We start from the raw sequence: 14,869 nt of genomic DNA, 5'->3' as shown, positions 1-14,869 counted from the left end.
TCCATGACCCACAGCACCGGCACCCTTTACATCATTTCCGCCCCCTCGGGCGCGGGCAAGAGCAGCCTGGTCAAGGCCCTGACCGACGCTGACGAGCAGATCCGCATCTCGGTTTCCCACACCACCCGCGCCATGCGCCCGGGTGAAGTGAACGGCGTGCACTATCACTTCGTCGAGCGTACCGAGTTCGTCAAGATGATCGAACACGGTGACTTCCTGGAGCGCGCCGAAGTGTTCGGCAACCTCTACGGCACCTCGCAAAGCCACCTGCAGCAGACGCTGGATGAAGGCCATGACCTGATTCTGGAAATCGACTGGCAGGGCGCCGAACAGGTACGCCAACTGATGCCCAAGGCGCGCTCGATCTTCATCCTGCCGCCCTCGCTTGAAGCCTTGCACCAGCGCCTGACCAACCGCGGCCAGGACAGTGACGAGATCATCGAAGGTCGCATGCGTGAAGCCGTCAGCGAAATGAGCCACTACGTCGACTACGACTACCTGATCATCAATGACGATTTTGCCCACGCGCTGGACGATTTGAAGGCGATTTTCCGCGCCAATCAGCTGCAGCAAAAGCGCCAACAGCAGCGTTTCGGCAAATTACTCGCCGAACTGCTCGGTTGATTGGCCCTTCCCAAAATGGCTGCAAGGGCTTTACATTGGCACTTGTAGCGGTTTTGCGAGGGCCTGAGAAAAATCAGCGCTTCCCTAAACGCTGGTGATTTTTTAAACTGCTCAGTCCGCTCGCCCAACCGGGCAGCGCGCATCTTGCATTCGCTCCGAGGAATACCATGGCCCGCGTAACCGTTGAAGACTGCCTAGAACACGTGGATAACCGCTTTGAGCTGGTCATGCTCTCTACCAAGCGTGCCCGTCAACTGGCCACTGGCGGCAAAGAGCCCCTGGTCCAGTGGGAAAACGACAAGCCTACCGTTGTGGCCCTGCGCGAAATCGCTGAAGGCCTGATGAGCTACGAGTTCATCGCCAACGCTGAAATCGTTGAAGACGAACCGCTGTTTGCAGCGTTCGAGGACGAGTCCAACGAGGCCGTCTAAGCCTATGCCTGGTCGACGTAGCACGGCGCGGGGTCACAGCCTTCGGCAGGAGTTCACACTTTGCCGAGCATAGACGCCCTCGCCGATCGCTTATCGGCCTACCTCGGCCCCGACCAGGTCAACCTGGTCCGCCGAGCGTATTTCTACGCCGAACAAGCCCACGACGGCCAACGCCGTCGTAGCGGTGAGGCGTATGTCACCCATCCTCTTGCGGTGGCAAATATTCTTGCCGACATGCACATGGACCATCAGAGCCTGATGGCCGCGATGCTGCATGACGTGATCGAAGACACCGGCATCGCCAAGGAAGCGCTCAGCGCGCAATTTGGCGAAACCGTGGCCGAACTGGTCGACGGGGTCAGCAAACTGACCCAGATGAATTTCGAGACCAAGGCCGAAGCCCAGGCGGAAAACTTCCAGAAGATGGCCATGGCCATGGCGCGCGATATCCGCGTGATCCTGGTCAAGCTGGCCGACCGGCTGCACAACATGCGCACGCTGGAAGTGCTCTCCGGCGAAAAACGCCGGCGCATCGCCAAGGAAACCCTGGAAATCTACGCGCCCATCGCCAACCGGCTGGGCATGCATGCCATTCGTATCGAGTTCGAAGACCTCGGCTTCAAGGCCATGCACCCGATGCGCTCGGCGCGCATCTACCAGGCGGTCAAACGCGCCCGGGGCAACCGCAAGGAAATCGTCAACAAGATCGAAGAGTCCCTGAGCCATTGCCTGGCGATCGATGAGATCGAAGGCGAAGTCAGCGGACGGCAGAAACACATCTACGGCATCTACAAGAAGATGCGCGGCAAGCGCCGGGCCTTCAACGAGATCATGGACGTGTATGCGTTCCGGATCATCGTCGACAAGGTCGATACCTGCTACCGCGTGCTGGGCGCTGTACATAATTTGTACAAACCCCTGCCCGGCCGCTTCAAGGATTACATCGCGATCCCCAAGGCCAACGGCTACCAGTCGCTGCACACCACGCTGTTCGGCATGCACGGCGTACCGATCGAGATCCAGATCCGTACCCGCGAAATGGAAGAGATGGCCAACAACGGCATCGCCGCCCATTGGCTGTACAAGTCCAGCGGCGATGAGCAGCCAAAGGGCACCCACGCCCGCGCCCGCCAGTGGGTCAAGGGCGTGCTGGAAATGCAGCAACGTGCCGGCAACTCCCTGGAATTCATCGAAAGCGTGAAGATCGACCTGTTCCCGGACGAGGTCTACGTGTTCACGCCCAAAGGCCGCATCATGGAGCTGCCCAAAGGCTCCACAGCGGTCGACTTTGCCTATGCCGTGCACACCGACGTGGGCAACAGCTGCATTGCCTGTCGGATCAATCGTCGCCTCGCGCCGCTGTCCGAACCGCTGCAGAGCGGTTCCACGGTCGAGATCGTCAGTGCACCCGGCGCGCGCCCGAACCCGGCCTGGCTCAACTTCGTGGTCACCGGCAAGGCGCGCACGCACATCCGCCACGCCTTGAAACTGCAGCGCCGTTCCGAGTCCATCAGCCTGGGCGAACGCCTGCTGAACAAGGTCCTCAACGGTTTCGACAGCGCCCTGGACAAGATCCCGCAGGAGCGCGTGCAAGCGATGCTTCACGAGTACCGCCAGGAAACCATCGAAGACCTGCTGGAAGATATTGGCCTGGGCAACCGCATGGCCTACGTGGTTGCGCGCCGCCTGCTCGGCGAAGGCGAACAGTTGCCAAGCCCGGAAGGCCCGCTGGCAATTCGCGGCACCGAGGGCCTGGTGCTCAGCTACGCCAAATGCTGCACACCGATCCCGGGCGATCCGATTGTCGGCCACTTGTCGGCGGGCAAAGGCATGGTGGTGCACTTGGACAACTGCCGCAACATCACCGAAATCCGCCACAACCCGGAAAAATGCATCCAGCTTTCCTGGGCCAAGGATGTTACCGGCGAATTCAACGTCGAGCTGCGCGTGGAGCTGGAGCACCAGCGCGGCTTGATCGCCCTGCTGGCCAGCAGCGTCAACGCGGCCGACGGCAATATCGAGAAAATCAGCATGGACGAACGCGATGGGCGCATCAGCGTGGTCCAGCTGGTGGTCAGCGTGCACGACCGCGTGCACCTGGCCCGCGTGATCAAGAAGCTGCGCGCGCTGACCGGGGTGATTCGCATCACCCGCATGCGTGCATAACCCTGCCAACAAGCCATCGCCCATTACAAGGAGTCATTCATGACCAAGACAGTAATCACCAGCGACAAAGCCCCGGCCGCCATCGGTACTTATTCCCAGGCGATCAAGGCGGGCAACACCGTCTACATGTCCGGCCAGATCCCGCTGGACCCAAAGACCATGGAACTGGTGGAAGGCTTCGAAGCACAGACCGTACAGGTCTTCGAAAACCTCAAGTCCGTGGCTGAAGCGGCCGGCGGCTCGTTCAAGGACATCGTCAAGCTGAACATCTTCCTGACCGACCTGAGCCACTTCGCCAAGGTCAACGAGATCATGGGCAAGTACTTCGAACAGCCGTACCCGGCCCGCGCCGCCATCGGTGTTGCTGCCTTGCCAAAGGGCGCGCAGGTTGAAATGGACGCGATTCTGGTCATCGAGTAAAGACACCCGGCGCAGCTTCAATCGCTGCGCCGACTTTGTTTCAGAAGGATTTAGTCATGCGCAAAGCGCTTGTAGCCTCTTCGTTGCTCGCCCTGCTGCTCGGCGGCTGTGCCAGCAACCCTGCCAATCTGGATGTCAGCGGGACCTGGGTCAACCAGGCCGCCATCGATGCGGCAGCCAAGGGCGGCCCTTTGCGCGAAGCCTTGCAGACCTTTGGCCCGAACCTGGAATGGGAGGTCAACACCAAGGCCTTGCAGGCACGCTACTACAACGGTTTTGAAGTAGCGGAAGGCAAGTTGCTGACTGACAAGCCCGGCGCCTGGAGCGTGGAGTTCTACGGCAGCGCTGCCACCGAACTCAAGCGCAGAGGCAAAAAGCTGCTGCAGGTGGCCAACGACAATGAGCCTGAGCAACTGTTCATGCGCCCCAAGGACCCGGCTCCAGAGGGCGCGCCACTGGGCGCCAACTTCGAACGGGCGCTGTATGCGGCCTACATGGGCGGGGACTGGAAGATCACCGACGGTGTCGGCAATGGCGCCACCGTACAATTCCAGGCTGATGGCAAGATTGTCGGCCTGCCTGGTGTGGACCGCTATTCCCTGTGCCTGGCGGGCGATTGCGCCTCGATGAGCGGCGGTTATGACAGCATCTGGCTGCAACTGAACGGCGTGGGCAATCCGTGGATCTTTGCGCGCAAGGGCAAGCAACTGGAGATTTTCCAGGCGATCAACACGGCGCAAGCGGATGAAGTGCCGCAGTTCACGCCTGGCCCTCGCCAATGGTTGCTTGAAAAGTAATAACCGACCAGATACGCAGCTAAATGTGGGAGGGGGCTTGCCCTAATGCCGGTCTGTAGGAGCGAGCTTGCTCGCGAAAAACGTCAACGATAACGCGTGCTTTCTGAATGAACGCGGTGCCTGTGAGTTTTTCGCGAGCAAGCTCGCTCCTACAGATGGCGGTGTACGCTTAACTCTTTAATCGTATTCAGCCTTTTAAAATAGCGGCATACCCTTCACGGTAAGTCGGATAGGTCGGTGCCCAACCCAGCGCCTTGGCCCGCGCATTACTGCATTGCTTGCTGCCCGCCCGCCGCACACTGGCGTCCTCGGACCACTCTGTCACGCCCAGATACTCACGCAACCAGCCCACCACTTCGGCCAAGGGTGCGGGCGCGTCGTCGACGCCGATATAGACCTTGTCCAGCGAACCGCCCTGCTCCACATGACGCAGCAAAAACGCCAGCAAACCCGCCGCGTCATCCGCGTGAATCCGGTTGCCATATAAAGGCGGGTCGATCGCCACGCGGTAACCCTGGCGAACCTGGGTCAACAGCCACTCACGGCCCGGGCCGTAAATGCCGGTCAATCGCACCACGCTTGCCGGGATGCCGCTGTTGAGCGCCACCTGCTCGGCTTCGAGCATGACCTGGCCGGAATAACCTTTGGCCCGGGTTTCAGAGGTTTCGTCGACCCACTCGCCATTCTGCTGCCCGTACACACTGCTGCTGGACACGAACAACAGATGCCTGGGCGCCTGGCCGTAATCCTGCAGCCACTCCAGCACATGCTTCAAACCCTGCACATACGCTGCGCGATAGCCGGCCTCGTCGTGGTCAGTGGCTGCGGCGCAGTACACCAGGTAATCCACCCCACCGATCGGCCAGGTCTCAGGGCAGTCTTTATTGAACAGGTCGCCGGCAATGCCGATAACGCCCTCGGGAAGGCGTGAAATATCGCGGCGCAGGCCATGAACCTCCCATCCTCCGGCCAGCAATTGGCTAGCCAGCCGACTACCCACATCACCGCAACCGACAATCACAACAGAAGGCGCAGACATCGTAAAACTCCATTCTCAAAGGCCCAGATTAGCCGCGCGAGAGGATCAACGGCCAGTAAAAAGCGAAATAAAGTAACAGTGCCACTTTAGTTAACAAGAATTACTTGCAATAATAACCACCCATTTGTCCTCGGCCCACAGGGGTCTGGCAGGACGATCAACCCTTTATTTTCACTCAGGTCCGGCCAGCATGACACGTAATACAAACCCCGCTTCGCCAACCAAGCCTCACAGCCCATCCCGCGCCTGGCGTGCGATTGCTGCGATGCTGTTCAGCATACTGCTGGCGCCGACCGCCGCTTTCGCTGATGCAACCGCACCTGCCGCTCCAGCCGCTGCCGAGCAGAACGCCGCCACTCCGGCTGCTCCAGCCGCCGCGCCAACCGCCGACCAGGCCCCGGCTGCAGCACCTGCCGACGAAACCGGCGTAGTGCTGGAAGAAGACAACACCCTGGGCATGGCACACGACCTGTCCCCGTGGGGCATGTACCAGAACGCCGACCGGGTGGTGAAAGCCGTGATGATCGGCCTGGCCATCGCCTCCATCATTACCTGGACCATCTGGATCGCCAAAGGCTTCGAGCTGCTGGGCGCCAAGCGTCGTCTGCGCACTGAAATCGTCCACCTGAAAAAAGCCACCACCCTCAAGGAAGCGAGTGAAACCGCGACCAAGAAGGGCACCCTGGCCAATACCCTGGTGCACGACGCGCTGGAAGAAATGCGCCTGTCGGCCAACACCCGCGAAAAAGAAGGCATCAAGGAGCGTGTCAGCTTCCGCCTTGAGCGCCTGGTTGCCGCCTGCGGCCGTAACATGAGCAGCGGCACCGGCGTGCTGGCCACCATCGGTTCCACTGCGCCCTTCGTCGGCCTGTTCGGTACCGTGTGGGGCATCATGAACAGCTTTATCGGCATCGCCAAGACCCAGACCACCAACCTCGCCGTGGTCGCCCCCGGCATCGCCGAAGCCCTGCTGGCGACCGCCCTGGGCCTGGTTGCCGCGATTCCTGCGGTGGTGATCTACAACGTCTTCGCCCGTTCGATTGCCGGCTACAAGGCCCAGGTGTCGGATGCCTCGGCAGAAGTCCTGCTGCTGGTCAGCCGCGACCTCGATCACCTGCCTACCGAGCGCAGCTCGCAACCGCACATGGTGAAAGTGGGGTAATCGGCCATGGGCCTGCATTTGAATCAAGGCGACGACGAGCTCGTCGAGAACCACGAAATCAACGTCACACCGTTTATCGATGTGATGCTGGTGCTGCTGATCATCTTCATGGTGGCCGCACCGTTGGCCACCGTGGATATCAAGGTCGACCTTCCCGCCTCCAGCGCCAAGCCGGCGCCACGGCCGGAGAAGCCGATTTTCCTCAGCGTGAAAGCGGACCAACGTCTGTTCCTGGGTGAAGAAGAAGTCAAGGCTGAAACCCTGGGGCCGGTGCTCGACGCCAAGACCCAGGGCAAGAAAGACACGACGATCTTCTTCCAGGCCGACAAGGGCGTGGACTACGGCGACCTGATGAGCGTGATGGATGCCCTACGGGCAGCCGGCTACCTCAAGGTAGGCCTGGTCGGACTTGAGACGGCAGCCAAGAAATGATCACGACGCGCCACAAACTGACGCGTTATGGCACCAGCCTCGCAGTCGTGCTGGGCGTGCATGCCGTCGCGATCATCATCGCGCTCCAATGGTCCGCGCCCCAGGCGATCCAGTTGCCGCCGGCCGCGATGGTCATCGACCTGGCACCCTTGCCGGCGCCACCGCCGCCTCCGGCACCGCCCAAGGTCGTTGCGCCACCGCCACCACCGGTCGAGGAGCTGCCTCTGCCGAAACTGGCCGAGGCGCCCAAGCCAACGATCCAGGTGCCCAAGCCGGTCAAGCCCAAGCCCAAGCCTCAACCGCCCAAGCCGGTGGAGAAGAAGCCCGAGCCGCCCAAGGAAAAACCTTCCGAGGAGCCACCGAGCGAAACCCCGCCGAGCAACGCGCCTGCGCAAAAATCAGCGCAGCCCGCCCCCGGCCCATCGGCACAACAGATGGCCGCCCAGGCATCCTGGCAAAGTACCCTGCTGGCACACCTGCAGAAGTACAAGAAGTACCCGCCGGGCGCGCAGCAGCGTGGCAAGGAAGGCATGAACCGCCTGCGCTTCGTGGTTGATGGCGAAGGCAATGTGCTGTCCTATGAGTTGGAAGGCCGCTCCGGCAACGCCGACCTGGACCGCGCGACGCTGGACATGATCCGCAAAGCTCAACCCTTGCCCAAACCGCCAGCCGACCTGTTGAAAAACGGCAGTGTGGAACTCGTCGCACCGTTCGTTTACAACATCGACAAGCGGCGCCGCTAGCTCAAGCGATGTGGGAGGGGCCAGCTCCCTCCCACATTCGCTTGCTCGCTTCAGCAAAATTCCGTCACTCCACGCTCAATCCCCAGCAAAGTTCTGATAACGTGCGTCTATCGATTGCAGCCGGTATGCTTGGCCCGCAACTTCATGGACGCCCGCTATGACTCTTACAGAATTACGCTACATCGTGACCCTCGCCCAGGAACAGCATTTCGGCCACGCGGCCGAGCGCTGCCACGTCAGCCAGCCGACGCTGTCGGTGGGCGTGAAAAAGCTTGAAGACGAACTCGGTGTACTGATTTTCGAGCGCAGCAAAAGCGCCGTGCGCCTCACCCCCGTGGGCGAAGGCATCGTTGCCCAGGCCCAGAAAGTGCTGGAGCAGGCGCAAAGCATTCGCGAACTGGCCCAGGCCGGCAAGAACCAGCTGACCGCGCCGCTCAAGGTCGGCGCCATCTACACCGTCGGCCCCTACCTGTTCCCGCACCTGATCCCGCAACTGCACCGCGTCGCGCCGCAGATGCCGCTGTATATCGAAGAAAACTTCACCCACGTCCTGCGCGACAAACTGCGCAACGGCGAGCTGGACGCGATCATCATCGCCCTGCCGTTCAATGAGGCGGATGTGCTGACGCTGCCGCTCTACGATGAGCCGTTCTATGTCCTGATGCCGGCCTCCCACCCGTGGACCAAAAAGGACAGCATCGACGCCGGTCTGCTCAACGACAAGAGCCTGCTGCTGCTCGGTGAAGGCCACTGCTTCCGCGACCAGGTCCTGGAAGCCTGCCCGACCCTGACCAAGGGCAACGACGGCGCCAAGCACACCACGGTGGAATCCAGTTCCCTGGAAACCATTCGCCATATGGTCGCTTCCGGCCTGGGCATTTCGATCCTGCCGTTGTCGGCGGTCGACAGCCATCACTACGCCCCCGGCGTGATCGAAGTACGCCCACTCACGCCACCGGTGCCCTTCCGCACCGTGGCCATCGCCTGGCGCGCCAGCTTCCCGCGCCCCAAGGCGATTGAGATCCTCGCCGACTCGATCCGCCTGTGCTCGGTGGCCAAACCGCCTGCTGCGAGCTAAGTAACGGTATGACAGAGCTGTCGCAGGTGCCGGTGACGGCACTCAAGGGTGTCGGTGAAGCCATGGCCGAGAAACTGGCCAAGGTCGGCCTGGAAAACCTTCAGGACGTGCTGTTCCACCTGCCGCTGCGTTACCAGGATCGCACCCGGGTCGTGCCCATCGGCCATTTGCGTCCCGGCCAGGACGCAGTGATCGAAGGCACTGTCAGCGGCGCCGACGTAGTCATGGGCAAGCGCCGCAGCCTGGTGGTGCGCCTGCAGGACGGTACCGGCGGCCTGAGCCTGCGTTTCTATCACTTCAGCAATGCGCAGAAAGAAGGCCTCAAGCGCGGCACCCGCGTGCGCTGCTACGGCGAAGCGCGTCCGGGGGCCTCGGGCCTGGAGATCTACCACCCGGAGTACCGCGCCATAACCGGCGACGAACCGCCGCCGGTGGACACCACTCTCACGCCTATCTACCCGCTGACCGAAGGCCTCACCCAGCAACGCCTGCGTCAGTTGTGCATGCAGACCCTGACGATGCTCGGCCCGCAAAGCCTGCCCGACTGGCTGCCGCTGGAACTGGCGCGCGACTATCAACTGGCACCGCTGGCCGATGCGATTCGCTACCTGCACCACCCACCGGCCGACGCCGATGTCGACGAACTCGCCCTCGGCCATCACTGGGCGCAGCATCGCCTGGCCTTCGAAGAATTGCTGACCCATCAACTGTCCCAGCAGCGCCTGCGCGAAAGCATGCGCTCGCTGCGCGCTCCGGCGATGCCCAAGGCCACGCGCCTGCCCGCGCAATACCTGGCCAACCTGGGCTTTGCACCGACCGGCGCCCAGCAACGCGTCGGCAACGAGATTGCCTACGACCTCAGCCAGCAGGAACCCATGCTGCGCCTGATCCAGGGCGATGTGGGCGCGGGCAAGACCGTGGTCGCCGCCCTCGCCGCCTTGCAGGCCCTGGAAGCCGGTTACCAGGTCGCGCTGATGGCACCCACGGAAATTCTCGCTGAACAACACTTCATCACCTTCAAACGCTGGCTCGAGCCGCTGGGGTTGGAAGTCGCGTGGCTGGCCGGCAAGCTCAAGGGCAAGAACCGCGCGGCCTCCCTCGAGCAAATCGCCGCTGGCGCGCCCATGGTGGTGGGCACCCATGCACTGTTCCAGGACGAAGTGCAGTTCAAGAACCTGGCGCTGGTGATCATCGACGAACAGCACCGCTTCGGCGTGCAACAGCGCCTGGCCCTGCGCCAGAAAGGCGTGGGCGGGCGCATGAACCCGCACCAGTTGATCATGACCGCCACGCCGATCCCACGCACACTGGCCATGAGCGCCTACGCCGACCTCGACACCTCGATCCTTGACGAACTGCCGCCCGGCCGCACGCCGGTCAACACCGTGCTGGTCACCGACACGCGGCGCGTCGAAGTGATCGAGCGGGTGCGCGGCGCCTGCGCCGAAGGCCGCCAGGCGTACTGGGTGTGTACGCTGATCGAAGAGTCCGAAGAGCTGACCTGCCAGGCCGCCGAAACCACCTATGAAGACCTCACCAGCGCCCTGGGCGAACTCAAGGTGGGGCTGATCCATGGCCGGATGAAACCGGCCGAAAAAGCTGCGGTGATGGCCGAGTTCAAGGCCGGCAACCTGCAATTGCTGGTGGCCACCACTGTGATCGAAGTGGGTGTGGACGTGCCAAACGCCAGCCTGATGATCATTGAAAACCCCGAGCGCCTGGGCCTGGCTCAACTGCACCAATTGCGCGGCCGCGTCGGTCGGGGCAGCGCCGCCAGCCATTGCGTGCTGCTGTATCACCCGCCGCTGTCGCAGATCGGCCGCCAACGGCTGGGCATCATGCGCGAAACCAACGACGGTTTTGTCATTGCCGAAAAAGACCTCGAGTTGCGCGGTCCTGGTGAAATGCTCGGCACCCGCCAGACCGGCCTGTTGCAATTCAAGGTCGCCGACCTGATGCGCGACGCCGACCTGCTGCCCGCCGTGCGCGACGCAGCGCAAGCCCTGCTGGAGCGCTGGCCGGAGCATGTCAGCCCGTTGCTCAACCGCTGGCTGCGACACGGGCAGCAATACGGCCAGGTCTGACGCGCGTCCCCCTGTAGGAGCGAGCTTGCTCGCGAAAACCACCCTGACGACGCGGTCATCCAGAATGCCAGCCTTATCGTTAACAATTTTCGCGAGCAAGCTCGCTCCTACAAGGGCCGCGCACCCGATCACAAACCGAAGTTAGTCAACCAACAGGTGTAACAAGCTGGTTATACTTCGGTGACTGTACGAAATTGGATCAGGCCATGTCAGAAGTCGCCCTCGCTACAGCCCCACTGACCGCCCCGCCGGTCATTCGGGCGCTGCTCGCAAAGCTCGCCATTCCCTACACGGAAGTCATCGAACAGCCTGGCCTGAACCCTGCGCGAAAGGTCCAGGCGGTACTGCTCGAAGATGCTGTGGGCGAGCTCATGGTGCTGTTCCCCCAGAGCCAGTTGCTCGACCTCAACCGCCTTACCGAACTCACCGGGCGCCGCCTCACCGCCGTGGCACCGGAGCGCGTTGAGCGCATATTGGGCAAACATGAACTGAACCTGCTGCCGGGCCTGCCGCCACTCACCAGTTCGCCTTGCCTGTATGAAGGCAGCCTGCTCAACGAGTCGAGCCTGTTGGTGCATTCCGGCGAAGCCGGGCTGCTGCTGGAAATCGCCAGCGAGCACTTCAAGACCATGCTGACCAAGGCCAGCGCCGCGCAGTTCGGCGAGCCGCTGAGCAAGATTCGCCCCAACCTCGACCGCCCCAATGATGACCGCGAGGAAATCACCCAGGCGATGCAGGCCTTCACCGCCCGCCGTATTCAGCAACGCCTGGAAGCGACCATCGAGATCCCGCCGCTGGCCGATACCGCGCAGAAGATCATCAAACTGCGCGTCGACCCCAACGCCACCATCGATGACATCACCGGCGTAGTTGAAACCGACCCGGCCCTGGCCGCCCAGGTGGTGAGCTGGGCAGCGTCACCCTACTACGCTTCGCCGGGCAAGATCCGCTCGGTGGAAGACGCCATCGTGCGGGTGCTGGGCTTCGATCTGGTGATCAACCTGGCGCTGGGCCTGGCCCTGGGTAAAACCCTGAGCCTGCCCAAGGACCGCCCGCACCAGTCCACGCCGTACTGGCACCAATCAATCTACACCGCCGCCGTGATTGAAGGGCTGACCCGCGCCATGCCCCGCGCCCAGCGCCCCGAAGCCGGCCTGACCTACCTCGCCAGCCTGCTGCATAACTTCGGCTACCTGCTGCTGGCCCACGTATTCCCGCCACACTTCTCGCTGATCTGCCGCCACCTGGAGGTCAACCCGCATGTGTGCCACAGCTATGTCGAGCAACACCTGCTCGGTATCAGCCGCGAACAGATCGGTGCGTGGTTGATGCGCTACTGGGACATGCCGGACGAGCTGTCCACCGCCCTGCGCTTCCAGCACGACCCCACCTATGACGGGCAGTACGCTGAATACCCGAACCTGGTATGCCTGGCCGTGCGCCTGTTGCGTAGCCGGGGGATTGGGTCCGGGCCGGATGAGGCGATTCCGGATGCGCTGCTTGAGCGCCTGGGCTTGAGCCGTGAGAAGGCTGAGGAAGTGGTGGGCAAGGTGCTGGATGCCGAGGTGCTGCTCCGCGAACTGGCCTCCCAGTTCAGTCAGGGCTGAATCGGTAGCCTGTAAAACTGCTATCGGGGGCAAGCCCCCTCCCACATTTGATCGCGTTCCGGCCTTGGAATATGGCCGTTTGTGGGAGGGGGCTTGCCCCCGATGAATCCAACTCGGCCTCCCTGAAAGCCTACTTCTTTTTCTTCAGCTTGGCTGGCGCAAAGCCAAATAACTGTCCGTTCGGCCAGGTACTGGGAAAACAGAAACGTCTTACAAGGCGTTGAGGTTGTCCCTAGGACACTCAATCTCTAGTCTCCGTACACCGCTGCACACACAGCGGTCGGGCGTCGCGGCCCGTATTTCTTCAGACGCCAAAGCGTCATCGTGTCCTTTCAGTTGGCGCTTTTTTGTCGTCTACTGTGCGGCGCTATGGCGGCTGTGCGCGGGATACCTTCGGGTATGCCGATGTTCTGGAGAGTCGGTCCGCGAACCTGCGTACAGCTGCCACCCCCATCGCGTCGCGGCGATCAATGGCAGCTCCTTTAATATCTCCGGAGTTTCACCATGATCAAACCCACCCCAAATCCCCCCGTGCGGCTATTTACCGTGGCCGATGGAATCAGCACTGAAGATCTGTTGGTCAACCTCAGCGAAACACTCGCCTCGGCCAATGCGCTGAGTTGCGACCTGGCCTTTGACCTTGAAGGACCGAAACGAGAGGAACTGCTGGGCGTTACGCAGTTAATCGAACTGGCACAGTTGCTGGCTGATCGAGTAGTCACGGTCTCGGGGCAAGCTGAACTGGCCTAATTGATCGAGTTCTGAGAGCGGACGCGGAGCGTCCAAAGCGGCGTTCCCACGCAGAGCGTGGGAACGATCAGGCCTACTTCTTTTTCTTCGGCTTCAAATACTTGGTCAACCCCTGGAACCAGATCACCAGCGCCGGGTTGCCCTTGATCTGGATCGACTTGTCCTGAATCCCCGTCATGAACGCCAGCTGTTTGTTCTTGGCCTGCATCGTGGCGAAGCCGTAGGCGGCATCCTTGAACGCAATCGCGAACGCCGGCGTCGGGTGTACGCCCGAGTGGCTGGTGATGCGCTGGTCTTTGACGATGAAGTGACGGGCAACCTTGCCGTCGAGGGTCTGCAACTGGAAGGCCAGGTCTTTGTCACCCAGCTGCTGCTGAAAGGCGGGATTGGTGCGGCTGGCTTTGCCCATCATCAGGCCCAGCACCCACAGGAGAAGACGAAATTTCATGCACACGGCCTCGGTGTAATTATTGAGTGGCCGCAGCAGTGTAACGATTTGCAAAGAGAACGCCACCGATCTCGCGCTTTAGCGGGAGATCGGTTGGCGTTTAACGCTTATAGCAACATGTTGCTTAAACGTTAGGGCAAGGCACCGGCGCCCAGTCGGCCAGGTTTGGATCGCGGCAGCTGCCTTCGAGCTGAGCCTTGCCGGCGCTGGCGACCTGCTTGCTTTCAGCTTGCTTGGCCTGCACGGTCTGGATGCTCTTCTCGGTGGTCACCGCTTCTTTTGGCACCACTGGCAGCACTTTCTTTTTCGGCGGCTTGACGACTTTCTTGCCTTTGGCCGGCGGCGCGACCGGTGTGGTGTCGGCAGTGGCGACGGTGACCACGTCGTTACGCTGCACACCCACTTGCTGCAGGTCTTTCTCGTAGGCCTGGGTGTAGTTGTTCAGGTCTTCGCTGGCTTTGCCGTTGACCGCAACGATCAGGTCGTTGGATTCCTTCAAGCCTGCCACGATTTCCGCCAGGCGCTTGCGGCCTTCGGTGTCGTTGACGGCCTTGGCCTTGCGGTCTGCCACCAGCTTGGTGAATGCGCTCTGGTAGCACTGCTGCGAAGCCTTGGCATAGGCAGTGCTGCGGTCGATGTCGGAGGCGCTTTTGTTGAAGTCGGTGGAGTAGGAAGCGATGCGCTGGTTGTCATCGGCGATCTGCTTCTGACGCTCGGTGTAGTAGCCCGCCGCGCCGCCCGCCAGGGCACCGCCCGCTGCGCCGATAGCCGCGTTACGGCCGCGCTTTTCCTTGTCGCCGGTCAGGGCGCCGAGCAATGCACCGCCGGCCGCGCCGATAGCGGCACCGGTCACGACCGACTTGGTCATGTTCGAATCGGTGGCGCGCAGGTGCTGCACCGGCTCGTAGCAGTTCGGGTAGTACTCGACCTTGGTGCTCGACGCGACCTTGGACGCAGGCGACGTAGCGCAACCGGTCAGCACGGTGCTGAAACCGGCCGCGATCAGCAGCAGGTGACGCTTGGAAACCGACTTACGGGAAAAAAGCATAGGTGTGATCTCTATTAAGTTTGACTTGCCCAGCACGGCC

15 protein-coding genes are annotated in these 14,869 nt (G+C 61.8%); 12 read left to right on the top strand and 3 right to left on the bottom strand.

Translation table 11 applies throughout. The features are described from left to right. The first annotated feature begins 3 nt into the window (after positions 1-3). The 5 genes from gmk (at position 4) to J1G34_RS10515 (ending at position 4,438) form a co-directional block, all read left to right on the top strand. Positions 4-624 carry a guanylate kinase gene (gene gmk / locus J1G34_RS10535; RefSeq protein ID WP_003213284.1) on the top strand — a complete coding sequence of 207 codons (621 nt, stop codon included), beginning with the start codon at positions 4-6 and terminating at the stop codon, positions 622-624. A gap of 167 nt (positions 625-791) precedes the next feature. Next, positions 792-1,055, top strand: a complete 264-nt coding sequence (rpoZ, locus tag J1G34_RS10530; protein ID WP_003176920.1) for a DNA-directed RNA polymerase subunit omega — start codon at positions 792-794, stop codon at positions 1,053-1,055. 60 nt (positions 1,056-1,115) lie between these two features. Next, positions 1,116-3,221, top strand: a complete 2,106-nt coding sequence (spoT, locus tag J1G34_RS10525; protein WP_058424246.1) for a bifunctional GTP diphosphokinase/guanosine-3',5'-bis pyrophosphate 3'-pyrophosphohydrolase — start codon at positions 1,116-1,118, stop codon at positions 3,219-3,221. Between the two features lie 39 nt (positions 3,222-3,260). Next, positions 3,261-3,641 carry a RidA family protein gene (locus J1G34_RS10520; protein ID WP_003176922.1) on the top strand — a complete coding sequence of 127 codons (381 nt, stop codon included), beginning with the start codon at positions 3,261-3,263 and terminating at the stop codon, positions 3,639-3,641. 56 nt (positions 3,642-3,697) lie between these two features. Then, positions 3,698-4,438, top strand: a complete 741-nt coding sequence (locus J1G34_RS10515; protein WP_065893975.1) for a hypothetical protein — start codon at positions 3,698-3,700, stop codon at positions 4,436-4,438. Between the two features lie 187 nt (positions 4,439-4,625). On the opposite strand, the gene J1G34_RS10510 is transcribed toward J1G34_RS10515, so the two are convergent. Beyond that, a complete protein-coding gene (locus J1G34_RS10510) occupies positions 4,626-5,477 on the bottom strand; it encodes an SDR family oxidoreductase (RefSeq protein ID WP_065898083.1) in 852 nt (283 codons plus the stop codon). Positions 5,478-5,667: 190 nt separating this feature from the next. On the opposite strand from J1G34_RS10510, the gene exbB reads away from it, so the two are divergent. From exbB to J1G34_RS10475, 7 genes are all read left to right on the top strand, one after another. Continuing rightward, entirely contained in the window at positions 5,668-6,639 is a 972-nt protein-coding gene (gene exbB, locus J1G34_RS10505; RefSeq protein ID WP_065893977.1) for a tonB-system energizer ExbB, read from the top strand. A gap of 6 nt (positions 6,640-6,645) precedes the next feature. Then, positions 6,646-7,071 (top strand): TonB system transport protein ExbD, encoded by a 426-nt coding sequence (gene exbD / locus J1G34_RS10500; RefSeq protein ID WP_003195519.1) that lies wholly within the window; start codon positions 6,646-6,648, stop codon positions 7,069-7,071. Then, positions 7,068-7,814: an energy transducer TonB family protein gene (locus tag J1G34_RS10495; RefSeq protein ID WP_065886937.1), complete on the top strand. Its 747-nt coding sequence runs from the start codon at positions 7,068-7,070 to the stop codon at positions 7,812-7,814. The genes exbD and J1G34_RS10495 overlap by 4 nt, the downstream gene beginning before the upstream one ends. A gap of 157 nt (positions 7,815-7,971) precedes the next feature. Continuing rightward, positions 7,972-8,892: a hydrogen peroxide-inducible genes activator gene (locus J1G34_RS10490; protein WP_057723306.1), complete on the top strand. Its 921-nt coding sequence runs from the start codon at positions 7,972-7,974 to the stop codon at positions 8,890-8,892. An 8-nt stretch (positions 8,893-8,900) separates the two neighbouring features. Next, positions 8,901-10,976, top strand: a complete 2,076-nt coding sequence (recG, locus tag J1G34_RS10485) for an ATP-dependent DNA helicase RecG (RefSeq protein ID WP_065886936.1) — start codon at positions 8,901-8,903, stop codon at positions 10,974-10,976. 206 nt (positions 10,977-11,182) lie between these two features. Continuing rightward, positions 11,183-12,583 carry an aminoacyl-tRNA deacylase and HDOD domain-containing protein gene (locus J1G34_RS10480; protein WP_222993981.1) on the top strand — a complete coding sequence of 467 codons (1,401 nt, stop codon included), beginning with the start codon at positions 11,183-11,185 and terminating at the stop codon, positions 12,581-12,583. Positions 12,584-13,087: 504 nt separating this feature from the next. Continuing rightward, positions 13,088-13,333, top strand: a complete 246-nt coding sequence (locus tag J1G34_RS10475) for a DUF6124 family protein (protein ID WP_065893979.1) — start codon at positions 13,088-13,090, stop codon at positions 13,331-13,333. Between the two features lie 73 nt (positions 13,334-13,406). Here the strand turns inward: J1G34_RS10475 and J1G34_RS10470 are convergent, their stop codons facing one another. Together J1G34_RS10470 and tagQ are read right to left on the bottom strand one after the other, a co-directional pair. After that, positions 13,407-13,781: a hypothetical protein gene (locus J1G34_RS10470; protein ID WP_057723695.1), complete on the bottom strand. Its 375-nt coding sequence runs from the start codon at positions 13,779-13,781 to the stop codon at positions 13,407-13,409. Positions 13,782-13,905: 124 nt separating this feature from the next. Further along, complete coding sequence (tagQ, locus tag J1G34_RS10465; RefSeq protein WP_065898080.1) at positions 13,906-14,829, bottom strand: type VI secretion system-associated lipoprotein TagQ; 924 nt, start codon at positions 14,827-14,829, stop codon at positions 13,906-13,908. Positions 14,830-14,869 lie beyond the last annotated feature (40 nt).

Origin of the sequence: Pseudomonas sp. Wu6 (assembly GCF_019891515.1) — a bacterium.
Lineage (GTDB): Bacteria > Pseudomonadota > Gammaproteobacteria > Pseudomonadales > Pseudomonadaceae > Aquipseudomonas > Aquipseudomonas orientalis_A.
This window is presented reverse-complemented; position numbering and strand designations above follow the sequence as displayed.